Below are 24,646 nucleotides of genomic sequence, written 5' to 3' on the forward strand. Positions count from 1 at the left end.
AGAGCAGTATGACGATTTCCGCTCAGGTCATTGATACGATTGTCGAATGGATTGATGACAACCTACACCAGCCGTTACGCATCGAAGAGATTGCCCGCCACGCGGGTTACTCAAAATGGCATTTACAGCGGCTGTTTATGCAGTACAAAGGCGAAAGTCTGGGGCGCTACATCCGCGAACGCAAGCTGCTGATGGCGGCGCGCGATCTGCGTGAGTCAGACGAGCGCGTGTACGATATCTGCCTGCGCTACGGGTTTGACTCGCAGCAGACGTTTACCCGCATCTTTACCCGCACCTTCAACCAGCCGCCCGGGGCGTACCGCAAAGAGAACCATAGCCAGACACATTAACATGTCGCGTGTAGGCCGGGTAAGGCGTAGCCGCCACCCGGCTTTTTTGTGGGCTCGGTGCCCGTAATTGCCCGGTGGCGCTGCGCTTACCGGGCCTACAAATCCCTTACCACCGATAATTCACCGTCGCCGTCACCGTCCGGCCAATCCCGTAGAAGCACGCCGTATCGCTTGCGCATGACGCCACATACTTCGTGTCCGCCACGTTATTGACGTTGAACTGCACGCTTGCCCCTTTCAGGCTACGGTTCATCTCGCCCAGATCATAGCGCAGCATCGCGTCATACAGATCCACCGATGGCACCTTAAAGGTGTTCTTCGCATCGCCGTAGCTGGTGCCGATGTAGCGCATCCCCACGCCAGCGGTCAGGCTCTTCAGCGCCCCGCCCGGAACGGTATAGCTGGCAAACGCAGACGCCATATGCGTCGGGATACGCGCCGGGGTCTTGCCCTCGGTGCCCGCCACCGTGGTGCTTTCGGTTTTTGCATCGGTGTAAGTGTAGGAGCCAATCAGGTTGATGTTATCCATCAGCGTGGCGTGGATTTCCGCTTCAGCGCCTTTCGAACGCACCTTGCCCGCATTTTCGAACCAGCCTTCAGCGCTGTTATAGGTCGCTACGTTGTCCTGAGTTAAATCGTACAGCGCGAGAGTCATCAGCGTGGTGTCGACCGGCTGATATTTCAGGCCAATCTCGGTCTGCTCACCGGTAGTTGGCCTGAATGGCGCGACGCCCGGCGCACGGTTGGTTTGCAGGTTCGGCTCAAACGACGTGCTGTAGCTGATGTACGGCGAGAGGCCAAAATCGAACGCGTACAGAAGGCCAGTGCGCCAGGTAAATTTGCTGTCGTTCTGCTGCGTAAAGCTATTATCGGTGAAGTCGTTGGTACGCACTTCGCTCCAGTCGTAGCGCCCGGAAACCAGCCACTCCCAGTTGTTCCAGCTCATCTGATCCTGAAGATACAGCCCCATCTGGTCGAGATTTTGCTGCTCGTCGGAGGCCGTTTTGAAGGTGCTTTCATCCACGTTCACGCCGTAAACCGGGGTTGTCCAGTCGAGGTCATACTGTGAGCCGCTCCCGCGCGCCAGCAGCTGTTTATCCTTGCTTGTCTTGTAATCAAACCCGCCGAGCAGGGTATGGCTGACGCTCCCGGTCTCCAGCAGATATTCCAGCTGGTTATCGAGGCCAAATTCATTGGTCGTGCGCTCTTCACGCTGGGCGCGACGGGTCAACACCGTGCTGTTGGCCGCGCTGTTGGCGTAAACCAGATAACGGTATTTCTGCTTGATGGTGGCGTAACGGGCGTTCTGGCGGAAGGTGAGGTTGTCGGCGAACTGGTGTTCCAGCTCGTAGCCAATTATCGTCTGCTCGCGCCAGGACTGATTGTAATTCGGATCGCTGACGTTAAAGTCGCGTGGGATATACTTCCCGACGACGCTTTTCACCGTGCCATACGCGGGCAGGAAGTTGCGGTATCCGGCATCCGGATCTTTCTGGTAGCTGGTCAGCAGCGTAAAGCGGGTCTGATCGTTCGGATACCAGGTGATCGCCGGGGCGATCGCCATCCGCGTCTCTTTATAATCGTCCACCTGATTATGCTGCGTACGGGCGATACCGTTCACGCGATACAGTACGCGGCCGTCGTCGCTCAGCCTGCCGCCGAAATCAAACGCACCTTCGGCGAGATCGTTATTGCCGGTGCGGAACTGCACGTTGTGAATGGCCTCCGCCGTCGGGCGCTTGCTGGTCATGCTGATTAACCCGCCAGGATTCACCTGACCAAACAGGACCGACGCCGGGCCGCGCACCAGCTCCACGCGCTCCAGCAGCCACGGGTCAACTGTGCCCGTCTGTGATGAGGCCGTTGCACCAAAGCTTAAGCCGTCGAGGAATTTTGGCACGTAGCTAAAGCCGCGCACAAACACCTCGTCGTTACGGTTAGACGAGCCCCGGTATTCGGTAAACACGCCCGCCGAGTAGCGCAGCGCCTGCGAAACGGATGTGACGTCCTGCATGTTCATTTGATCGCGGGTGATCACCGATACCGACTGCGGCGTCTTCACAATCTCCGCGCTGGTCTTGGTGGCGGAGAGCGTTTTCGTCGCCACAATGCCTTTTACGGGCGCAGTGGGCTCTTCACTCACGCCCTGCGTCACCGTAATCGTTTCTTCTTTCGTTTCTGCCTGAGCCGCGACGCTGGTCGTCGCCAGACTCATCAGCCAGAGATACATTATCTTATTATTTTTAAACATTTTTATTGAACGTCCTTGGTTGCTATCGCCATAAAAACACCGGTAAATCGCCGTTGATGATATTGCAAATTATTACCATTTGCATTAGCGTTGTTAACAAATTTCGTTGGGGAACAAGCGGTAATGAAGAGGGTATGGAGTGGGTTGCTGTTGGGGATCGGCGCGCTGCCCGCCGTGGCGGCAACGTGCGAGCAGTCGTCCCGGCAGGGCGATGTTCAGGGAAAGTTTGATGCCAGCGGCGAAGTCTGCTTCTCCCTGCCTGAACTGGGTGAAAATTACGTTTCCGCCACGCTGAATGGCGTGACGGATGCGCGCCTGCTGGATGGGCAAAACCGCCGCATCCGCACGCTGATCGAAAATGGTCCTGCGGACGGGGAACACACGCTGCTGTTTGCCCTGCCGGTGAAACAGAACACCTCGCTGGTGCTACACGGCGAAGCCGGTAAGCCGTGGCGTTTTCAGTGGCGGATGAAAGAGACCTCTCCATTACCACGCGTGCAGATGCTGGCGCCAGTAAGCCCGACGCTAAAGGCGCTGGCAAACGTCATTTCTGCCGGTGGAAGTACCGAGGCGTTCTGGCAGGCGCAGCGTCGACAGGGAACGCCAATGGTGGAACCGGTAGATGCGAACCATAAGCGCGTGACCTTTCTGTGGCGCGGCGCGCGGGATAACGTCTTCATTCTCGGCTCTCCGGCGGGGGATCACGATCCGCTGTTCCGCCTGGGCAACAGCGACGTCTGGTTCCGCAGCTACGTGGTCCCCGCTGATACGGTGATGCAATATAAGCTCGCCCCCGATGTGCCGATCGTTGAAGGCTCTGCCCGCGATCAACGCCGTGCCATCCTGGTGAGCGCACAGGCCGATCCGCTTAACCCGAACACCTTTGGGGAGCAGAAGGCGGATCGATGGAACCGTTACTCGCTGCTCGATCTCAGCCCGGCGCGCTACTGCTCAGTTCAGGCCACGGCAAAGCCGCTGGTGCACGGGACGTTGAGCCGTCAGAGTTTTTCCAGCCACATCCTCGGCAACGCCCGCGACGTGATGATCTACAAACCGCGCGGCGCACAGCCCGCACGCTGGACGTTAATTCTGTTCGACGGGCAGATTTATCAGGACGAATACCATTTTGCCAACGTGCTGGACGGTCTGATTGCCCGGCATCACCTGCCACCGATTAACGTGGTGTTTATCGACAGCCTCGATCACGCCCGTCGCGGCAACGAGCTGCCGCCGAACCCGGAATTTGCTGACTTTATGGCGCACGAGCTGCTGCCGTGGCTGCGCGGGCAGGGCATCGGCATGCAGCGGCAGAAAACGGTGCTGGCGGGGTCGAGCTACGGGGGAATTGCCTCGTCATGGGTGGCGCTGCGCTATCCGCGCCTGTTTGGCAACGTGCTGAGCCTTTCCGGCTCCTACTGGTGGGCGCCGAAAGGTGACGCCCCCGGCTGGCTGACGCGTCAGTACCAGCAGTCGCCGCCGTATCCGGTGCGCTTCTGGTTACAGGCCGGAAAGTTTGAAACCACGGGGCCGGGCGGCGGCATTTATCGCACCACGCAGGATTTTGAACAGGTGCTGAAGGAAAAAGGCTATCGCGTCAGCTTCCACCCCTCATCCAGCGGCCACGACTATGCGGCCTGGTGTGAAGCGCTGATCCACGGGATGCGCGATCTCACTGGCTTACGACGCCAGTGAAAACCAGCGGCGCCAGATGAAACGCAGGATAAAGAATTCGATGGCGCCGAGCACCAAAAACCACAGACAGAACAGAATGGTGTACAGCTGATTCAGATCGACCATATGAAAGGTCTGAACCAGTTTCTGCGCCAGCACCAGACCCAGCGACGGCGCAGGTAACAGCAGACAGGAGAGCAGGGCCATCAGCAAAATGCCCCCTGCGGTGAGCAGCGATTCTAACGGGTGTTTCATCGTAATGTTAATCGTGAGTTAAAAATGTCATTGTCCGGCATCCTGAAACGTAAAGCAATATCATCCCCACTGGCAAAATTGAGTGAAAGGCCACCGTTATTCTGTGAGTTAATAACGGAAAATAGATAATATTTACGGGGCGATTAAATTAATATCGCGTAATGTAAATAAACGTCTTTTTCACGAAAATAATTTTACAAAGCTATAGGTGCTATATCCAATTAACGTCGCAATAACAATGGCTGCGACAATGTATAACGCCAGGCGCCGCCCGCGATAAATACCAAACATGCTTCCTCCTCGTTTAGTGTTGGTTTAGAAATATTTTGTAAAAATCAACGCGTCGAAATAATTTTAATCAGTTTTGAATAACCGGGTAGTCAATATATTGCGGTAGATCAATTTAACCCGCAAGACTTAAAAATGAATTATTTAAAGCCAGAAAGGAATTCCGGCTTCCGTCCACCGGATATTGAAGGAAAAATACCATGACCAAAAAAAATTTCTCGCAGAATATGCCACCCGCAGGCGGGCAGGCGTACCAGCAGACCGTAGAGCAGGTGCTTGCTCAGGCGCAGAGCCAGGCGAATGGCCTGGACCGCACCGAGGCGCAGGCACGTTTGCAGAAGCATGGCCCGAACGCGCTGCCGGAGAAAAAAGGCAAGCCGGGCTGGCTGCGTTTTCTCGCGCATTTTAACGATGTCCTGATTTACGTCCTGCTGGCGGCCGCCGTATTAACGGCTGTAATGGGACACTGGGTTGATACGCTGGTTATCCTGGGTGTGGCGGTAATCAATGCCTTAATTGGCCACATTCAGGAAAGTAACGCAGAAAAATCCCTGAAGAGTATTCGCAATATGCTCTCCAGCGAGGCGCGCGTAATTCGTAATGGTAACCATGAAACCATCCCGACGACGGAAATCGTCCCGGGCGATATTATTGTGTTGCGCGCAGGAGATCGTATTCCGGCGGATATGCGCTTAATAGAAGCGCATAATTTACGCGTGGAAGAGGCAATTCTGACCGGCGAATCCACCGTGGTGGATAAACACATTAATCCGCTGAGCGGTGAATTGCCGCTGGGCGACCGCACCAATATGGTCTTCTCCGGGACGACCGTAAGCGCGGGCGGTGGCGTTGGCCTGGTCACCGCGACCGGTAAGGATACGGAGCTCGGCCACATCAACCAGATGATGGCGGGCATTGAAAAGCACCGCACCCCGCTGCTGGTGCAGATGGACAAGCTGGGCAAAGCGATTTTCGCCATCATTCTGGCGATGATGGCCGCGCTGTTTGTCTTCAGCCTGGTGTTCCGCGAGATCCCAATGGGCGAGCTGCTGCTCTCCCTGATTAGCCTGGCGGTAGCCTCCGTACCGGAAGGTCTGCCGGCGATTATCTCCATCATCCTCTCTCTGGGCGTACAGGCGATGGCGCGTAAGCGGGCGATTATCCGCAAGCTGCCGACGGTTGAAACCCTGGGCGCGATGACCGTGGTCTGCTCGGATAAAACCGGCACCCTGACCATGAACGAGATGACGGTGAAAGCCATCATTACCGCCGATACGTGCTATCGCGTGGACGGCAACAGCTACGAGCCGGTGGGCAACCTCTACCTCGAAGGCAGCGACGAGCCGGTGCAGATCCAGCCGGGCACCGTGCTGGAGCAGTACCTGCGCACCATCGACCTGTGTAACGACAGCCAGCTGATTCAGGACGAGCGCGGCCTGTGGGGCATCACCGGCGGCCCGACCGAGGGCGCGCTGAAGGTGCTGGCGGCAAAAGCCCACCTCGCACCGGTCGAGACCACCCTGGTCAACAAGATCCCGTTCGACTCGCAGTACAAGTACATGAGCACCCACTACCAGATTGGCGGTGAGGAGCAGATTTTGATCACCGGCGCGCCGGACGTGATTTTCGCCCTGTGTGAGCAGCAGCAGACCCGCAACGGTGCGCAAGCCTTTGACCGCGCGTACTGGGAAACGGAGATGGAGCGCTATGCGCGTCAGGGGCTGCGCATGGTCGCCGCGGCGTTCAGGCCAGCGAACGGTGAGCAGGCACTGACTCACGACGACCTGAGCCACGGCCTGATCTTCCTCGGCATTGCCGGGATGATGGATCCGCCGCGTCCGGAAGCGATTGAGGCGATTAACGCCTGCCAGCAGGCGGGGATCCGCGTGAAGATGATCACCGGGGATCACCCGCAGACGGCGATGAGCATAGGCCAGATGCTGGGGATCACTAACAGCGAGCAGGCGGTCACCGGCTATGAGCTGGAGAAGATGGACGACGCCGAGCTGGCCGAAGCGGCGGTGAAGTATGACATCTTCGCCCGTACCAGCCCGGAGCATAAGCTGCGCCTGGTGAAAGCGTTACAGGACAAAGGCGAAATCGTCGGCATGACCGGTGACGGCGTGAACGATGCGCCAGCGCTGCGTCAGGCGGATGTGGGTATTGCGATGGGCATCAAAGGCACGGAAGTCACCAAAGAGGCGGCGGACATGGTCCTGACGGACGATAACTTCGCCACCATCGCCAGCGCGGTGAAAGAGGGGCGTCGCGTTTACGACAACCTGAAGAAGACCATTCTGTTCATCATGCCGACCAACCTGGCGCAGGGGCTACTGATTGTGATTGCGCTGCTGGCGGGGAACATCATTCCGCTGACGCCGGTGCTGATCCTGTGGATGAACATGGCGACCTCCGCCACGCTCTCCTTCGGCCTGGCCTTCGAGGCCGCCGAGCGCAACATCATGCGCCGCCCGCCGCGCCAGACCGGGCAGCACGTGATGGACGCCTACGCCGTATGGCGCGTGGCTTTCGTCGGCACCATGATTGCCATCGCCGCCTTTGCGCTGGAAGCCTGGCTGGCCCCGCGCGGGCACAGCGCGGAGTTCATCCGCACCGTGCTGCTCCAGATGCTGGTCTGCGCCCAGTGGGTGTACATGATTAACTGCCGCAACACCGAAGGGTTCTCCCTGAACCGCGGCCTGCTGGCGAACAAAGGGATCTGGCTGGTAACGGGCGTACTGTTCCTGCTCCAGGCGGCGATCATCTACCTGCCGTTTATGCAGATGCTGTTCGGCACCGAAGCGCTGCCGCTGCGCTACTGGTTCGTGACGCTGGCGGTGGCGGGGGTGATGTTCTTCGTCGTCGAAATCGAGAAGCGACTGACCCGCAGGTTCCGTAAGGCTGCATAACTAAAACCTTACCCCTCACCCTGCCCTCTCCCCTTTGGGGAGAGGGTTAGGGTGAGGGGAAAATACTGAGGTACTCCCATGAAATTCCCGCTCCTGCTCATACTCCTCGCCGCTACCCTGCCGCCCGCATTCGCCGCAGTCATTCCCGTGCGTGTCGCCACCGTGGAGCAAACCGCCCACGCCGCCGAACGTCAGATCCCGGGTCGCATCGAAGCGATTCACACCGTTGAACTGCGCGCGCGTACGGAAGGCGTCATCTCCAAAATCCACTTTCGAGACGGCCAGTACGTGAAAAAAGGTGACGTGTTGTTCGAGCTGGACGACGCCGAGCCGCGCGCCGCCCTGCGCCTGGCGCAGGCCGAAGTGAAAAGCGCCGAAGCCACGCTGCGTCAGGCGCAACAGCAGCTGTCCCGCTTCGAAAGCCTGGGCAGCAGCAACGCCATCAGCCGCCACGATGTGGACAACGCCCGCATGCAGCGCGACGTAGCGAGCGCCGCGCTGGAGCAGGCGAAAGCCCGTCTCGACACCCGCAGCGTCACCCTCAACTACACGCGCATTACCTCACCGATTGACGGACGCGTGGGGCACAGCAACTTTCACGTCGGCAGCCTGGTGGATCCTGCCAGCGGTGTGCTGGTGGAGGTGGTGCAGCTCGATCCGATCCGCATCGCCTTTGCGCTGGAAGAGGGCGCGTTCGCCACCAAAGCCGGACAGCATGCGGATATCAGCGCCATGAAGCAGGCCTGGCAGGCGCTGATTGACAGCAACGGCCAGCGCGTCAGCGGGGAACTCACCTCCGTAGACAACCGCATCGACCCGCGTACCGCCAGCGTGATGCTGCGCGCCGAGTTCGCCAACCCGCGCCATCAGCTGCTACCCGGCGGCAATGTGAACGTCTACCTGCGTCCGGCAAGCGAGCAGCCTGTCCTGACCCTGCCCGCCGCTGCCGTACAACAGAATGGCGACGGGTTCTTCGCCTGGGTAGTTAACGCCGAGGATAAAGCCGAAATGCGTCCGCTGAAGGTCGCCGGGCAGATGGGCCAGCAGTTCCAGATTGCCTCCGGCGTTAAGCCCGGTGAGCGAGCAATTACTGACGGTGCGCAGCGCGTGCAGCCAGGCGCTGCCGTTCAGATACTGAATTAAGGAGCCATCATGCTGACGTTTTTCATCAAACGCCCGCGCTTTGCGATGGTGATTGCGCTGGTCATCACCCTGCTGGGGGCCATCGCGCTGAGGATTATTCCGGTGGAGCAGTACCCGCAGATCACACCGCCGGTCGTGAATGTGTCAGCGTCATGGCCGGGCGCCAGCTCGGCTGACGTGGCGGAGGCCATCGCCACGCCGCTGGAGACGCAGCTGAACGGGGTGGATCATATGCTCTATATGGAGTCCACCAGTTCGGACGAAGGCACGTATAGCCTGAACATCACCTTTGCGGCGGGCACCGATCCGGATCTCGCCGCCATCGACGTGCAGAACCGCGTGGCGCAGGCCGTGGCGCAGCTGCCGACCGAGGCACAGCAAAACGGCGTGCAGGTGCGCAAGCGCGCCACCAACCTGATGATGGGGGTAAGCCTTTACTCACCAAATAACACCCACACGCCGCTGTTCGTCAGCAACTACGCCAGCACCCAGGTGCGCGAGGCGCTGTCGCGTCTGCCGGGCGTCGGGCAGGTACAGATGTTTGGCGCGCGCGACTACAGTATGCGCATCTGGCTGCGTCCGGACCGCATGAATGCCCTGAACGTGACCAGCGATGACGTGGCGCAGGCGTTGCGCGAGCAGAACGTGCAGGGGGCGGCAGGCCAGGTCGGCACGCCGCCGGTGTTTAACGGCCAGCAGCAGACGCTAACCATCAACGGGCTAGGGCGCTTAAACCAGGCCGACGACTTTGCCAACATCATTATCCGCACCGGGGAGATGGGCCAGCTGGTGCGCCTGAAGGACGTCGCCACCATTGAGCTTGGCTCGCGCAGCTACAGCTCGGGCGCGCAGCTGAACGGGCATGACTCCGCCTACCTTGGCATCTACCCGACGCCGTCCGCTAACGCCCTGCGCGTGGCCGATGCGGTGCGCGCGGAGCTGGAACGGTTATCCACGCGCTTCCCGGACGATCTGGTCTATGAAGTCAAATTCGACACCACCTCGTTTGTGGCCGCTACCATCAAAGAGATTGGCGTCTCGCTGGCGCTGACGATGCTGGCGGTGGTGGTCGTGGTGTCCCTGTTCCTGCAAAGCTGGCGCGCGACGCTGATTGTCGCCCTTGCCATTCCGGTGTCGCTGGTGGGCACCTTTGCGGTGCTCTACGCGCTCGGCTACTCCGCGAACACGCTCAGTCTGTTCGCCATCATTCTGGCGCTGACCATGGTGGTGGATGACGCCATCGTGGTAGTGGAGAGTGTCGAAACGCTGATGGCGGAAGGGCAGAGCCGCACGGCGGTGACCGCGCTGGCGCTGCGTCAGATTGCCGGGCCGGTGATTGCCACCACGCTGGTGCTGCTGGCGGTGTTTGTACCGGTGGCGCTCCTGCCGGGGATCGTGGGCGAGCTGTACCGCCAGTTCGCGGTGACGCTCTCGACCGCCGTCACGCTCTCAAGCCTCGTGGCGCTGACCCTGACGCCCGCGCTCTGTGCGATGCTGCTGCGCCCGCGTCCGGCACAGCCCGCCGCCGTTTTCCGTGGGTTCAACCGCGGGCTGGACGCCACGCGCACGCTTTACACCCGGATCGTGAGCGTGTTCAACCTCCGTCCGTGGCTGGCGCTGCTGGCCACCGCAGGCGCGGCGGCGGTGGTGGTATTCAGCTTTATGTCGATGCCAAAGGGCTTCCTGCCTCAGGAGGATCAGGGCTACTTCTTCGCCAGCGTCCAGCTGCCAGAGGCAGCCTCGCTGGAGCGCACCGAAGCGGTGATGACCACCGCGCGCGAGCTGATCGCTAAAAACCCGGCGGTGGAAGACGTGATTCAGGTCTCCGGGTTTAACATCCTCAACGGCACCAGCGCATCGAACGGCGGGTTTATCTCCATCATGCTCAAAGACTGGAGCGAGCGTCCGCCGGTGGATGAGGTGATGGGCACCCTTCAGCGCCAGCTGCTGGCCCTGCCGGAAGCCACCATCATGACCTTTGCACCGCCGACGCTGCCGGGGCTGGGCAACGCCTCCGGCTTCGATCTGCGCATTCAGGCACAGGCGGGGCAGAGCCCGGCGGAGCTGGAGCGCGTAACTCGCGAGGTGCTGGCGAAAGCCAACCAGCACCCGCAGCTGAGCCGCGTGTTCACCACCTGGAGCAGCAACGTGCCGCAGATGACGCTCACCGTTGACCGTGAGCGCGCGGCCCGCCTCGACGTGCCGGTGTCGCGCATCTTCAGCAGCCTGCAAACCGCCTTTGGCGGCACGCGCGCCGGGGATTTCAGCGTCAACAACCGCGTCTACCACGTGGTGATGCAGAACGAGATGCAGTGGCGCGAGCGCGCAGAGCAAATCAGCGAGCTGTTCGTGCGCAGCAACAGCGGCGAGCGGGTGCGTCTGAGCAACCTCGTCACCATCACGCCGACCGTCGGCGCGCCATTTATTCAGCAGTACAACCAGTTCCCGTCGGTATCGGTGAGCGGCTCGGCAGCGGAAGGGGTGAGCAGCAGCACCGCAATGGCGGCGATGGGCGAGATTCTGGCGGAAAACCTGCCAGCCGGGTACGACTACGCCTGGAGCGGCATGTCGTATCAGGAGCAGCAGACCGGCAATCAGGCGATATGGATTGTGCTGGCGGCGGTGGTGATGGCGTGGCTGTTCCTCGTCGCCCAGTATGAGAGCTGGACGCTGCCGGCGAGCGTGATGCTCTCGGTGCTGTTCGCCATCGGCGGAGCGCTGGTCTGGCTGTGGCTGGCAGGCTATGCCAACGACGTGTACGTGCAGATTGGTCTGGTGCTATTGATAGCCCTCGCCGCCAAGAACGCAATTCTTATCGTGGAGTTTGCCCGCGCCCGTCGTATGGACGGAATGGCGATTGTCGATGCCGCGCGGGAAGGGGCATCGCGCCGCTTTCGCGCGGTAATGATGACCGCCGTGTCGTTCATCATAGGCGTCCTGCCGATGATGCTGGCGACCGGGGCGGGTGCCCAGAGCCGCCGTATCATTGGCACCACGGTGTTCAGCGGCATGCTGGTAGCCACCGTGGTGGGGATAGTGTTCATCCCGGCGCTGTTCGTGCTGTTCCAGCGCCTTCGCGAGTGGGGGCACGGCCTTACGGACTCGTCGCCCACAGTTCACAGTGCTTCTGCACCAGAGAAATCAGCGAGCCGCCATCGGCGATAAAGTCCCGCATGCGCTGCGCCTCGCTCTTGCCCTGCTTTAACAGCAGGGCAATTTCCTTGATGGCGCTCGTCGCGCCGAGTTTCTCGGCCGACGGTGCAACCTGCTCCAGCAGCCAGGCGATATCTTCCGCCACGGTTTTGTGCTCGCCGGTATGCACGTCGGTCAGAATGCCTTCCAGCCCGTAGCGACAGGCCTGAAAACGGTTAAAGCGGTATAGCAGAAAATCCCGTTCCTGATGCTTATAGGGCCGCGCAGTCAGCAGCCAGTGCGACGTCGCCTGAATAAGCCCGGCGATGTTAATGGCGTGACCGAGCGTCAGCGGCGTATCCATCACCCGCACCTCTACGGTGCCAAAGTGCGGGCTGGGGCGGATGTCCCAGTGCAGATCCTTAATGCTGTCGATCATGCTGGTGGAACTCAGGCGGCGGAACAGCCCCTCGAACTCCTGCCAGCTGTTGACCCACGGCATCTGGCCGTTATCCGGGAACCCGGAAAATATGTTGAGCCGCGACGAGGAAAACTTGGTGTCCGTGCCCTGCATATAAGGCGACGACGCGGCGAGGGCGATAAAGTGCGGCACGAAGCGCGACAGGCCGTGCAGCAGGTAAATCGCGTCGTCCCCGTTTCGGCATCCCACGTGCACGTGCTGGCCGAACACCGTCGCCTGCAAAATCAGATAGCCAAAGCGCTCCAGCGTGACGTTATAGCGCTCGTCGTCACACACCTCCTGCCGCTGCCATTTCTGGAACGGGTGCGTGCCGCCGCCGCAGATCTGGATGTGCTGCTCCGACGCCGCCCGCAGGATGCTCTGCTGCATCACGGAGAACTGCGCCGCCGCCTGGTCGATGGTCTGGCATACACCGGTGGCGATTTCGAGCATGCTTTCGGTGATGTCGTGTTTGACTTCGCCCCCTTTGATGTCGTCTTTGACGGCGGCGATGAGGGCAGAGGAGTCCTGGCTCAGATCGTAACCCGGCGGGTTAACCACCTGGAGTTCGAGCTCAATGCCGAGGGTATAAGGTTCAGAGGACTTGAAATCGGGTAAGGGCATGGCGCACTCCGTTGTCTGTTATGTGTTGAGTATAGACAATGGGCGTGGCGCGCTCTTTTCAGGGTGGTATAACTGATAGCAGGCTTAGCAAAAGGGGAGTGACCCATGTCTGACTATCCAACCATTGCGCTGATTGGTCCCGGTGCGATTGGCACCACCATTGCCGCGGTGCTGCATGACGCGGGCCGTACGCCGCTGCTGTGCGGTCGCACCGCGCATCCGGTATTACGCCTGCGTCACGATGAGGATGAAATTGTGGTGCCCGGTCCGGTACTCACCGATCCCACCGTCATTACCCGCCCCGTAGACCTCGTTTTTGTGGCGGTAAAAACGACGCAAAATGCCGACAGCGCCGGGTGGCTGCGCGCCCTGTGCGATGAAAACACCGTGGTCTGCGCGCTGCAAAACGGCGTGGAGCAGAAAGCCCAGCTTGCGCCTTTGGTCAACGGCGCAACGGTGCTGCCGTCGGTGGTCTGGTTCCCGGCGCAGCGCGAGCCGGACGCCTCCGTCTGGCTGCGGGCAAAACCGCGTCTGACACTACCGGATGTGCCGCAGGTGCAGCGGGTGGTCGAGGCGCTTCGCGGGACGCGCTGTGATGTTGAGCTCTCGACAGATTTCACCACCGTCGCCTGGCGCAAGCTGCTGCAAAACGCGGTCGCCGGGCTGATGGTGCTGGCCAACCGCCGCGCCGGGATGTTCAGACGCGAGGATATCAGCGAGCTGGCCCTGGCCTATCTGCACGAGGGACTTGCCGTCGCCCGCGCCGAAGGGGCGAAGCTGGACGATGCGGTGGCCCAGGAGATTCTGGCGAACTTCCAGCGCGCGCCCGAGGATTTAGGCACGTCAATCCTTGCCGACCGTCAGGCCGAACGCCCGATGGAGTGGGATATTCGTAACGGCGTGATCCAGCGCTATGGCCGCAAGCATGGTATTGCGGTGCCCATCAGCGACGTGGTGGTACCGCTGCTGGCGGCGGGGAGCGAGGGGCCGGGCTAACGGCCGCTGTTTTTCCGTTCGGCGAGCGTGACGGTGGAGCAATAATCTGGGGATAGTCAGCCTTAAACACATATGCGAAACTTACCGCTTCTGAAAAAATGTGGTGGGACCCGCTCAATGTCAGAACCATCTTCGCAGTGCCTGTTTAATGAAGGAATGATTGCTTTTCCTGAGGGCTATCAGGACCGTACCGTCAATGTCTTCGCGCCGCCTGCAGCGGATGCGCCCGCGTTCAACATTTCCCGCGATGCCCTCAACCCCGGCGAAGCGCTTGCCGCGTATATCGATCGCCAGCTCGCCCTGATGGCAAAGCACATCAAGGGCTGGAAGCAGGGTGAGCGCAGCGCCGCTACGCTGGGCGACAGCCTTTTACAGGGTGAAACCGTCCATGCCAGCTACCTGCGCGACGGGAAACGCATCTGGCAGCAGCAGGCCGTGTTTAACGTCGACGGCGATAAAATCCTGGTGTTCACTATGACCTGCACCCGTGCGCTGGGCGATGCCGACGGCGCGCTGTTTGGCGATCTTCTCAGGAGCTTCCGCTTCCACCATTAACTTCAGGGACCGTTGTTATGTTTGAAGCAGCACGCGTTGGTGATGATATCGGCCACTCCGGTGCGCTGGCCGGGATGATTGCCGGAACGATTGTCGGTGGCCTGATTGCCGCCGCCGGGGGCATTCTGGCGGGGGCCATGTTTATTGCCGGTCTCGGCGCATCCTGTCTTGGCGTGGGCGTCCTGCTTGTCGGCGCCAGTCTGGCCGTGGGGTATTACACCGGGGAGCTGGCGACTGCCGCCAGGGACAGCATCGCCGACGCCGGGGCATCCAGCATGACGAAGAAAGGCGTCATCACCTCCGGCTCGCCCAACGTGTTTATCAACGGTAAACCCGCCGCGCTTGCCACCGATAGCACCGTCGACTGTTCTGACGACGGCTCGCAGCAGATGGCCGAAGGCTCTAAGCGAGTCTCCATTAACAGCCAGCCTGCGTCACGCATCGGGGATCGCACCACCTGCGACGCGAAGGTGATGACCGGTTCGGACAACGTCATTATCGGCGGCGATCCGCAGCAAACCCTCCCCATTCAGTCTGAAGTGCCCGAGTGGCTCTATAAGGTCTCCGATCTTACCCTGCTGTTCGCCGGGCTTCTCGGTGGCTGGGGCGGCGCCGCTGGCAAAGTCGGGGCGCTCTCTAAGCTGCTGGGCAAAATCCCCGGCATCAACAAGCTGGCCCGTATCGCCTGTCGCGCCGGCACGCTGATGACCGGCGTGGCGGCCGCGGGGATCATCGCCCGCCCGGTGGATATCGTCAGCGGACAGAAGTTTCTCAGCGGGGATGATGAGCTGGACTTCGTCCTGCCTTCCCGTCTTCCGGTGCGTTGGCAGCGCTACTGGCGCAGCGGCAATCCCGGCGACAGCGTGTTGGGCCGCGGATGGAGCCTGTTCTGGGAAAGCCGCCTGGAGCCTTATCAGGACGGCCTGGTGTGGCGCGCACCGTCCGGCGATTACGTCGCCTTCCCGAAGGTCCCGAAAGGGATGCGCTCCTACTGCGAAAGCGAAAAAAACTGGCTTGAACATCACCAGGACGACAGCTGGTCGGTGTATGACGTCAGCGGCGAGCGCTGGCACTATGCGCCGCTGCGGGATGCTGCCCCGTCGCTGCTCCAGCGCCTCTCCGAACCCTGCGGCAACGATATCCTCTTTGAGTGGAATGCGGATAATACCCTGCATGCCCTGACCGACTGTGCGGGCCAGCGCGTGGTCTGCCGCTACGACCGCGACAGGCTCGTTGGCGCCTGGCTGGATGACGAGATCTGCCTGGTCAGTTACGCTTATGATGAACAGCGCCAGCTGGTCTCCGTGACCGGCCGGGGCGGTAGCGTGCGCCGACGCTTCAGCTGGCAGGACGGGCTGATGAGCGCTCATGAGGACGCCAACGGCCTGCTGAGCGAATACCGCTGGCGGGAGATTGACGGCCTGCCGCGCGTGGTCGGCTTCCGCCATAGCGGCGGCGAACGGCTGACGTTCGAATACGATTTTGAGAACGGCACCCGCCGCGCGACCCGCGAAGACGGCGCGCAGGCGCACTGGCTGGTGGATGACGACGACAACATCGCGCGCTTCACGGATTACGACGGTCGCCAGACGACGTTTGTCTACCGCGACGGCGAGCTCTGCCACGTCATTCTGCCGGGCGGGGCGATGCGCCGCAGCACGTGGGACAAATACGGCCGCATGACCAGCGAGACGGACCCGGCGGGCCGCCGCACGGAGTATCACTGGCATCGCCTGACCGACCGCATCACCCGCACGGTTTACCCGGACGGTACCTCATCGCAGGCCATGTACGACCTTCGCGGTCGCCTGCTGTCGGAGACGGATCCGGCCGGTAGCACCACCGCGTATCGCTATCCCGATGATGAAGAATTCCTCCCGGAGAGCATCACCGACGCCATCGGCGGCGTGGTGCGCCTGGCCTGGAACCACCAGGGGCTGCTGACGCAGCGCACCGACTGCTCCGGCAGCGTCACCCGCTTCACCTACGACCGCTTCGGGCAACTGATTGCCAGCGAAGATGCAGAAGGGAATATCACGCGGCGGGAGTGGAGCCGTGCCGGGCTGCTCAGCGCCGTGATCCATCCGGACGGCAGCCGCGAGTCGCTGGTGTGGAACGAACGCGGCCAGCTCACGGGCTGGCGCGACCCGCTGGAAAGCGAGGTGAGCTGGGCCTATAACGCGCTCGGCCTCCCGGTCAGCCTCACCGACCGTATTGGCCGCGTGCGCCAGTGGCGCTACGACCCGCGCGGTAACCTGCTGCGACTCGATAACGGCAACGGGGCGGAATACCGCTTCACCTACGACGCCGTGGGCCGCCCGCTCAGCGAAACGCGCCCGGACGAGACCGTGCGCCATATGGAATGGGACGCGCGAGGGTTCCTCTGCGCGCTCGAAGAAAACGGCCGGCCTGCCGCCGACGGCGGCATCGCCCGTCGCGTCCAGCAGTTCAGCTATGACGACAGCGGGCTGCTGATCGGGCGCACTCAGCGCCACGCGGAGTACCGCTACTTCCGCGACCTGAGCGGCCAGATTACCCGCATCCGCCGCACGCCAACCGCCGAAGGCGTTGCCCTGGGTATCGAAAGCGATGAGATCGCTTACCGCCACGACGCCGCCGGGCGCGTGCTGAGCGAGTCCGGCATTAACGGCGCGGTGGGCTACGAATGGGATGCCCTGAGCAACCTGACCGGCCTGACGCTGCCCGGCGGGCAAAAGCTGGCCTGGCTGCACTACGGCTCCGGCCACGTCAGCGCCATCCGCTTCGGGCAGCAGCTGGTGACCGAGTTCACCCGCGACCGCCTGCACCGGGAAGTGCGCCGCACCCAGGGCGCGCGCGAGCAGTTCCGCCAGTATGACAGCCTCGGCAGACGCACCCTGCAGTGCAGCGAACTGAGCACGGACGTTACCCTGCCGGAGCAGGCGCTACTGGAACGCCTGTACCGCTACACCGCGCGCGGTGAGCTTTCCGGCGTCAGCGACACCCTGCGCGGTGAGGTGGACTACGGCTACGACGCCGAAGGGCGTCTGCTGAAGCACTACGAGGCCCGACAGGGACACAGCCGCGCGCAGTTCAGCTATGACGCCGCGGATAACCTCGCCGCCAGTGACGATGCGGTACCGGTTACGGATAACCGCCTGCAGCACTGGCAGGCGCTGTTTATGAAATACGACCACTGGGGCAACCTGGTCAGCCGCCGCATCGGGCTGTACGAGCAGCATTATGCGTATGACGCCGAGAACCGGCTGGTGTCCGCCCGCGGAACCGGGCCGGAAGGGCGGTTTGAGGCGCGCTATCACTACGACGCGCTGGGCCGCCGCACGCGCAAAATCGTCACCACGACGCACGGCACTACCGACACCCGCTTCCTGTGGCAGGGCTACCGCCTGTTGCAGGAGCAGCAGCAAACCGGGCTGTGCAGTACGTATATTTATGACCCGAATGAAGCCTGGAGCCCGCTGGCGCGGGTGGATCACCTTCGTGACCAGAGCAACGGTGAGATTTACTGGTTCAACACCGATCTGAACGGCGCGCCGCTGGAAGTGACCGACGAGCGCGGCGCGGTGCGCTGGAGCGGCCAGTACGGCAGCTTTGGCGAAGTGCGCCATCAGAGCGAAGGGTTCTCACGGGTTGTGAATCGCACAGCGATGGCACACCAGCCGCTGCGCTATGCCGGGCAGTACGCTGACGGTGAAACGGGACTGCACTATAACCTGTTCCGCTACTACGACCCGCAGGTCGGGCGGTTTATTGTGCAGGATCCGATTGGGCTGAATGGCGGGTGGAACCTTTATCAGTATGCGCCGAATCCGTTGGGGTGGATTGATCCGCTTGGTTTATGCAAGACAGAATCTAATGCTGGTGGAAAAAATCCTAATCCTCCAGGGCAGGGGTACCACAATGAGACTTATGCTCCTAAGCCAGTTAAACCAGAGGATGCCCTTAATCGTTGGGATGATTTCCTTGGCCCCGGCCCCCATACAAATATCCATCCAAGAACTGGATTACCAGACCCAGACCGAATCGTATCGGCTGACGGTAAGAGAAGTATCCGTTATGGTAACCATGAAATGAATAGTAAACCTACTAAACATCATTACCATGAAGAAACATGGACATTAGATCCTGCAAATAATGTCATGAATGTTGATAATCTTGTTGTGAGAGTACCGATACTAAAATGACAAACATAACAGTAGTAAAATTTGATGGAAATAAAGTAGAGTTCACCTCATCTTTAGGCAATGGAGTGGCTGTATGGTGTGGTGAACCACCGGAAGTAAATGGTTGTTATAATGTCGAATTTGATGTAGATGACATTTTTAAATGGGGCTTGAATATTAATGATGTTTGTCAGGAGACACCTGAAATCAAGGTGGATGGTGATGGAATGTTATTTGTTTCTCAGGTCATCTCTTATGAGAGTGACGGGGTTTTAACTGTTTCATTAGGTGGTCAGATCATTTTTTTAGATGTTGAGTCCTACCCAGGTGGTAGTAAATTTGTTTCGTTTTCAACAGCCATAAAAAATATCTCATTGTATCCTTTTGAAGTGTAGTTTGAAACTGAGAAGAAATTACTTGTTCCGCTACTAAGACCTACAGGTTGGGCAGTTAATTGTGCAGGATCCGCTTGGGTTGAATGCATGGTGGAATCTTTTTCAGTATGCACTGTATCCGCTGGGGTGGTTTGCTCTGTGGGGGTTATGTAATGGTAATACTGTCATAAGAGCGGTGACGCCTGGAAACGCGAGAGTTTGTGAGCGGATAAAAAAATAAGTACAACAGCTTAGCATAAAATAACACCGGCCTAACATATTGCAGGTGCTCCGCATTCGCGTGACTCTTGGATTTCCTCCACCAGAAGCCAGGCATCAGCAGAGAATTTACAAACGCCGTTTACTCGAAATGCTGATGCGGCGCACCAGAAAGTTTTAATTTTGGTGAGGCATTTCACGAAACCTTAATATTTTAATAGGTCATTTATGTTAAATGATGTAAAGAAAAAAATAATTGATAATGATTTTGTTAATATTGTTAGAATTAATATGATTTTCAATGATATACAGTATAATGAATTGGTCTCTAGTTTAGAAGAGCTTGCTAATCTTTTAAAAAATAATGAATCCATAGATAAAGAATTAGCTTTGTATTTATATACAATACCTCAAATGATAAGAAATGCGTATGCTAGTTTTGATAAAGTGGAAAACAAACCAGATTTGGCTTTTAAATTAGAAGATGCAAGGATAGAGTTAGACTCGCTAGTAATAAACTGTCTAAGCTAGAAAGAATGAAGGCCGGGTGAGAAATTCGCCCGGTTTTGATATGATATAATCCTTTCTTGAACCACAAACATAAAATTAATAATCCATCCTCTACTACGACCCGCAGATTGTGCGATTTACTGTACAGGATCCGATTGGGTTATGTAGGGGATTTGAAGTCAGAGGTAACAATCCATACCAGACGCGGGTTGATCCTCATTACACCGGAGGACCTCATCATGCATTCTAAATAGATACCAGAACGTTAATATCAGGAACACGTACTTCAAATTGTTATATAAGAAAACGTCAGGAATTTTGGAGTCAATAATCTGATATGCATCGGGTTCCTTAAGTTAAAGCGAGTTATATAGAATAAAAGAAGTAGAACAGTTACCGAAAATAGATGAAACCTAGATTAACGTATTTCCTGAGCATGTGAATTATAAAGAAGTTGCAATAATACGTTAACATGTCGATTTTGGAATATATGCTATACTCGCACCTGGACGTACTCATGTTGGCAATGGTGATGTTTGACATACGAATTGAGAGTAATAATTCTGTTATTAACAATAAATTAAATTGAAGTTAAATTACATGAGAAGTTCTCTCCTTTTAATGGAGAGATGGATGATTTGATTTTGAAAAAAAGAATTTCGCCTGTAAACAATATCAAACTTTCTGAGGAAAAACTTCGTGTAAATTTCTCAAAGGATTTTATTGAGTTTGTCAATAATTATGATATTGATAACTTCTCTTTGGGGAATATATCTTTCGGCCATGGTGGTGATTATTTGGAGAAAATAGTCAGTATTAACAATGATGAATTTAACCATTGGTGGATTGGCAAGCATAGACCAGATGGTGTGATATGTGTTGCAATATCAGACCCTTATACTATCTTGCTTAATACTCACGATGGCAAAGTTTATGCTATTACAAGTGAACAAACGATGGATGGATGGGAATCGATAGCTGATACTTTTGAGCTATTTATCAGAGGTGTTGGTTCGCATGTTTTAAAAACATGTTCTATATCGGAAATTATTAAGTTAACAGGGGCGAGCGATACTGCATTTTGGAAGGATATCTGATGGCGGTGTCTGGTGATAATTTATATATTTCTGCGCTGGGTGTCTTTTTCGAACAATATCAGAAATGGTGAAAGAAATAGTTTCTTCAATTGTTGTGGTTTGAGGTGGGCATTAAACCAACTTTCGAACTCAGTCCTTTGTATAATTTAATACGTGCGGAACCTTTACAAAAATACGCGCCTGTAGATGCGTTAGGGTGAAATTACTATGTGTCTTACTGGTTCAGAAAATAAACTAACTGTATACGAGATAAATGCTTTCAATACGAGTTTTGATAATCATCTTCCCGCTTCATTTCTTGATTTTTATCTGAAAAATAATGGCGGATATCCTCATAAAAATGAAGTTGGTAATCCGTTTATGCTTGGCGGGTTTAACCCTATAAAATATGGTGACCTGCCTATAGAACAACTCTACCGTGACCTTGTTGAGTCGTTTGGCAAATTGAGGAATATGGTTCCTTTTGCATATGATGACGGGGGGAATTCTTTTCTGCTATCTCTCAAATCTGATGATTCACTAGGGAAAGTGTTTGTTTTTTTGATGGATGATAAAGAAGTTGAATTGGTTTCTGGTGCGTTCTCAGAATTTTTAGAGGAATTGTTTCTTTGAAAGCAATGAGGTAGTGTATAAAATTCATAAAAGGGATTTTGTTGTTAACGAAATCTTAAGAAAAGTACCCAATTAAACTATTTAATGTCAGTCATTAATTTAATGCTTGTAAATTTAATAACTGGGTTTGTGTTTGATTTGTTTATATTTATTAGTAATGATTGATATTGTTATGATATGAAAACCAAGATTAAAACCGTAAGCTTCAGCGTACGTGTAATTTAATGTTAATGCTGAAGAATAGCATGTCAAATGGCAATGCGTGCAATAGCCCAATTTGGAATGGTATAGCATTTACATGCTTGGTGAATTTTATTACATAGCTTCAGATTGATGACGAAAGAAGGAAAGGATAAATGCAACGATTGATGGGAGACGGTTACGAACCTTATGTTAATAAGTTAAATGACAGGCTTATATATTCATTACCTGTTGAATCGGGATTTTTCAGCTTTTATTATGAGTTTGATATTCGTCAGACCGATCTTGACGTCCTGCTGTCCGATCATTACCGGCGGGCCGTCCTGGAAGTGATCGCGCACACTCTGCTTCAGCACTCGACGTTGAAAGGACATAAACGATTTACTCAGAACGATTTTGATAATCTTATTGCCACTACCCTTCACGAATCGCAAGAGCATCTTAGCGCATTGATTTCTCAGATTAATCGGGAGCACAATATGTCGATTGAACATTATGTGAATGACATAGTGAATACACGCTTAACCAAAGGATGAATATACCGATCCCAGATAAGGTCAATATTCATCTTAAAATCACGCTGTATCTACAGCTCTTTTCAACCTCGTGCTGTCAATCGATTTCATGATAACCGGCGAATGCGGCAAGGTGCGCTGGAGCGGCCAGTACGGCAGCTTTGGCGAGGTACGCCATCAGAGCGAAGGGTTCTCAAGGCTTGTGAACCGCACGGCAATGGCGCATCAGCCGCTTCGCTATGCCGGGCAGTACGCTGACGGTGAAACGGGACTGCACTATAACCTGTTCTGCTACTACGACCCGCAGGTCGGGCGGTTTATTGTGCAGGATCTGATTGGGCTGAATGGCGGGTGGAACCTTTATCAATATGCGCCGAATCCGTTGGGGTGGATTTATCCGCTGGGATTGTCTACCTGTTCATCCAAAGACTCATATAAACAGGCCAGAAATAAGGCTCTTAAATGGTTAGAAGAGCGAGGTTTTAAAGCCGAAAAAGTTAACACAGGCAAATTTGGTTCGACTAAAGGTCAACCTGTCGGGATGACAACAATTGACGGAAAAACAGGTTCTAGAGTTGAGTATGATGAGCGAAGCGGAGCTCATATCAATGTGTTTAGCGGTAAAGATAAAGGGGAGCACTTCATGTTTGATGCACCTGAATCCGTTGTAACAAAAATTCAACATTTATTTAATTTACCATCAAAACCATGGAGAGGCTATTAATGACGCTCGATGATGAAATCAGGAAGGAAATATCTTTGCTTCCTGAACAACCAGAAATTGTGGATGACTGGGAACACATTGCGGATGAGTTATCCGATAGTTATAGTTGGGCTGGTTCAAAAATTGACTGGTCAAAGACCAGTGCTCATAGGTCTTTAGAACTACATGGAGACTATAAGGATTGGTTGGTAGATATAAAGAAATTCATTCATGAAACTGATGTTCATGACGTGATTTCAAATAGTGATGAGATTTACTATATAAATGATTCGTCTCTTGATTTTTCTGTCAGATTGAATCCCGCGCAGTTCTTTTTATTTTTTGATGTGGCTATAGAAAATATTCCTCAGCATCATTATTTTTTTGATAGGGAAAATAAATGGTGTCTAGTGATCAGTGCAGAGGGATATATTGACTTCGGTTTCTCATGTTTAGATAAAAAATGATTGAAATGGGAGGTTCATCATCCCAGAACGTTTAGGTAATGCTTTTGTTTTGATACAAAGAAACCTAGGGGGCGAGAGTCTTGCGATGATGATGTGCCTCTACAATTACCGTAAGGTTTTAGACGCGACATGGCTAGCCTGTTTGCCGTACTGTATGGTGATGCTGATCCATTTCGAGCAGATGGCACAATTGTTGAGCCAACGTTCAACGGCGAACAGAATAGCTGTGTCGCTTTTTACTTAATACCTAATAGAATTCTATCCTCATCAATTCCCCACAAATGCACTTACCTGCACGCCAAAACGCTTCGCCAGCGCGCGCATATGATCCAGCGTTAACGTGCGCTGTCCGTTGAGGATCCGACTCACCAGAGACTTCTTACCTATTTCGTTTTCGAAATCGCTCTGAGTGAGATGGTACTGATCCATCAGCGTTCGCAATAACGCAACGCCTGACGGAATGCTGGCAACACGCGCGTTAAATTCTGCAAACTCCGGAGACTCGTTTTCGTATTTATCGATTTTAGCGGTGAGCATCTCTACCAGCGGACTATCGGGGTCATGCTCAATTAGATACTCCACCAACCCCATAGCATCCTCATAATCTTGTCGCGACGGGCTTGAGCCCAGGAAAGGGAGCTCCCTTGTTAGATCGTTTGCCGCTTTGATGGCTGCTGCAAAGTTCATTCTTTCGTTCTCCGGTAGAGGTACGTGAGCTTGTCATACTCTGCGTGAGTGCTGGTGTGTTTGATGAAGAGCTTTCCGCGCTCAAAATCAGTAAATAACATTACTCTTAAATACCCGCCACCTACGTCAATGACCCACCATTTTTCCCGGTATTTCATCCTCTCCCGGCTGGGGAAGCGCTTTCGCATGTCGTCTGGTGATGGGTAGTGGTCTCCTTTTAGTACCCAGTAAAGATCTTCCAGAGCGAGTTCTTGAATAGGAAAATGTCTGGTGGCCGCGTCGAAAGCGCTCTTGAGACTGCGGGCATTTTTGCCCCTTGTTTCCAGATTGGAAACATTTAAGGTGGTGGTCGGCGGGTTGAGAATGTGGGAATTGTCATGGATTGCAGTTTTCATTTGCTCGTGATAAAGGCGATCATTTAATGAGTGTGAACACTGTAAGAGGTGACTGTGAAAGAAATGTCC

The 24,646-nt window shown here is 55.9% G+C and carries 19 protein-coding genes and 1 pseudogene; 15 read left to right on the top strand and 5 right to left on the bottom strand.

Annotated features, from left to right (window positions below; translation table 11 throughout):
* The first annotated feature begins 8 nt into the window (after window positions 1-8).
* Window positions 9-350 (top strand): RamA family antibiotic efflux transcriptional regulator, encoded by a 342-nt coding sequence (locus BFV65_RS05335; protein ID WP_017694370.1) that lies wholly within the window; start codon window positions 9-11, stop codon window positions 348-350.
* 106 nt (window positions 351-456) lie between these two features.
* On the opposite strand, the gene BFV65_RS05340 is transcribed toward BFV65_RS05335, so the two are convergent.
* A complete protein-coding gene (locus BFV65_RS05340) occupies window positions 457-2,601 on the bottom strand; it encodes a TonB-dependent siderophore receptor (RefSeq protein ID WP_069596322.1) in 2,145 nt (714 codons plus the stop codon).
* A gap of 123 nt (window positions 2,602-2,724) precedes the next feature.
* Between BFV65_RS05340 and BFV65_RS05345 the strand changes: the two genes are divergently transcribed.
* Window positions 2,725-4,293, top strand: a complete 1,569-nt coding sequence (locus BFV65_RS05345; protein WP_063152378.1) for an alpha/beta hydrolase-fold protein — start codon at window positions 2,725-2,727, stop codon at window positions 4,291-4,293.
* Here BFV65_RS05345 and BFV65_RS05350 read toward each other — a convergent pair.
* A complete protein-coding gene (locus BFV65_RS05350) occupies window positions 4,279-4,527 on the bottom strand; it encodes a DUF1158 domain-containing protein (RefSeq protein ID WP_003858875.1) in 249 nt (82 codons plus the stop codon). The two genes, BFV65_RS05345 and BFV65_RS05350, sit on opposite strands and share 15 nt — an antisense overlap.
* Window positions 4,528-5,015: 488 nt before the next feature.
* Between BFV65_RS05350 and BFV65_RS05355 the strand changes: the two genes are divergently transcribed.
* The 3 genes from BFV65_RS05355 to BFV65_RS05365 all read left to right on the top strand — a co-directional run bounded on the left by BFV65_RS05355 (window position 5,016) and on the right by BFV65_RS05365 (window position 12,032).
* A complete protein-coding gene (locus BFV65_RS05355) occupies window positions 5,016-7,724 on the top strand; it encodes a cation-transporting P-type ATPase (RefSeq protein WP_045307909.1) in 2,709 nt (902 codons plus the stop codon).
* A 78-nt stretch (window positions 7,725-7,802) separates the two neighbouring features.
* Window positions 7,803-8,867 (top strand): efflux RND transporter periplasmic adaptor subunit, encoded by a 1,065-nt coding sequence (locus BFV65_RS05360; RefSeq protein WP_069596323.1) that lies wholly within the window; start codon window positions 7,803-7,805, stop codon window positions 8,865-8,867.
* A 9-nt stretch (window positions 8,868-8,876) separates the two neighbouring features.
* Window positions 8,877-12,032 carry an efflux RND transporter permease subunit gene (locus BFV65_RS05365; RefSeq protein WP_069596324.1) on the top strand — a complete coding sequence of 1,052 codons (3,156 nt, stop codon included), beginning with the start codon at window positions 8,877-8,879 and terminating at the stop codon, window positions 12,030-12,032.
* On the opposite strand, the gene BFV65_RS05370 is transcribed toward BFV65_RS05365, so the two are convergent.
* Window positions 11,962-13,083 carry a YbdK family carboxylate-amine ligase gene (locus BFV65_RS05370; protein ID WP_022647338.1) on the bottom strand — a complete coding sequence of 374 codons (1,122 nt, stop codon included), beginning with the start codon at window positions 13,081-13,083 and terminating at the stop codon, window positions 11,962-11,964. The genes BFV65_RS05365 and BFV65_RS05370 overlap by 71 nt on opposite strands.
* A 105-nt stretch (window positions 13,084-13,188) precedes the next feature.
* Between BFV65_RS05370 and BFV65_RS05375 the strand changes: the two genes are divergently transcribed.
* From BFV65_RS05375 to BFV65_RS05415, 10 genes and pseudogenes are all read left to right on the top strand, one after another.
* Complete coding sequence (locus tag BFV65_RS05375) at window positions 13,189-14,079, top strand: oxidoreductase (RefSeq protein WP_069596325.1); 891 nt, start codon at window positions 13,189-13,191, stop codon at window positions 14,077-14,079.
* A 117-nt stretch (window positions 14,080-14,196) separates the two neighbouring features.
* Window positions 14,197-14,634: a DcrB-related protein gene (locus BFV65_RS05380; RefSeq protein WP_048965638.1), complete on the top strand. Its 438-nt coding sequence runs from the start codon at window positions 14,197-14,199 to the stop codon at window positions 14,632-14,634.
* A gap of 17 nt (window positions 14,635-14,651) precedes the next feature.
* The gene (locus BFV65_RS05385; protein ID WP_236724043.1) at window positions 14,652-18,818 is read left to right on the top strand and encodes an RHS repeat-associated core domain-containing protein; all 4,167 of its coding nucleotides are present in this window, start codon (window positions 14,652-14,654) and stop codon (window positions 18,816-18,818) included.
* Entirely contained in the window at window positions 18,815-19,192 is a 378-nt protein-coding gene (locus tag BFV65_RS22305; protein WP_071892814.1) for a hypothetical protein, read from the top strand. The genes BFV65_RS05385 and BFV65_RS22305 overlap by 4 nt, the downstream gene beginning before the upstream one ends.
* 426 nt (window positions 19,193-19,618) lie before the next feature.
* Window positions 19,619-19,921 carry a hypothetical protein gene (locus BFV65_RS05390; protein ID WP_069596326.1) on the top strand — a complete coding sequence of 101 codons (303 nt, stop codon included), beginning with the start codon at window positions 19,619-19,621 and terminating at the stop codon, window positions 19,919-19,921.
* 608 nt (window positions 19,922-20,529) lie between these two features.
* Complete coding sequence (locus tag BFV65_RS05395) at window positions 20,530-20,997, top strand: SMI1/KNR4 family protein (protein WP_236724044.1); 468 nt, start codon at window positions 20,530-20,532, stop codon at window positions 20,995-20,997.
* A 207-nt stretch (window positions 20,998-21,204) separates the two neighbouring features.
* Window positions 21,205-21,609, top strand: a complete 405-nt coding sequence (locus BFV65_RS05400) for an SMI1/KNR4 family protein (RefSeq protein ID WP_071892816.1) — start codon at window positions 21,205-21,207, stop codon at window positions 21,607-21,609.
* A gap of 356 nt (window positions 21,610-21,965) precedes the next feature.
* On the top strand, window positions 21,966-22,346 hold the full coding sequence (locus BFV65_RS05405; protein WP_069596328.1) for a hypothetical protein: 381 nt from the start codon (window positions 21,966-21,968) through the stop codon (window positions 22,344-22,346).
* Between the two features lie 91 nt (window positions 22,347-22,437).
* Window positions 22,438-23,049: pseudogene (locus BFV65_RS05410) on the top strand (RHS repeat-associated core domain-containing protein); the annotation flags it as partial.
* Window positions 23,049-23,495 (top strand): hypothetical protein, encoded by a 447-nt coding sequence (locus BFV65_RS05415; RefSeq protein ID WP_045623318.1) that lies wholly within the window; start codon window positions 23,049-23,051, stop codon window positions 23,493-23,495. The pseudogene BFV65_RS05410 and the gene BFV65_RS05415, both read left to right, overlap by 1 nt.
* Window positions 23,496-23,762: 267 nt before the next feature.
* Here the strand turns inward: BFV65_RS05415 and BFV65_RS05420 are convergent, their stop codons facing one another.
* Together BFV65_RS05420 and BFV65_RS05425 are read right to left on the bottom strand one after the other, a co-directional pair.
* Window positions 23,763-24,182: a helix-turn-helix domain-containing protein gene (locus BFV65_RS05420; RefSeq protein ID WP_069596330.1), complete on the bottom strand. Its 420-nt coding sequence runs from the start codon at window positions 24,180-24,182 to the stop codon at window positions 23,763-23,765.
* Window positions 24,179-24,508, bottom strand: a complete 330-nt coding sequence (locus BFV65_RS05425; protein ID WP_032671566.1) for a type II toxin-antitoxin system HigB family toxin — start codon at window positions 24,506-24,508, stop codon at window positions 24,179-24,181. Before BFV65_RS05425 ends, BFV65_RS05420 begins: the two co-directional genes overlap by 4 nt.
* Window positions 24,509-24,646: the final 138 nt, after the last annotated feature.

Source organism: Enterobacter hormaechei subsp. hoffmannii (assembly GCF_001729745.1).
GTDB classification, from domain to species: domain Bacteria; phylum Pseudomonadota; class Gammaproteobacteria; order Enterobacterales; family Enterobacteriaceae; genus Enterobacter; species Enterobacter intestinihominis.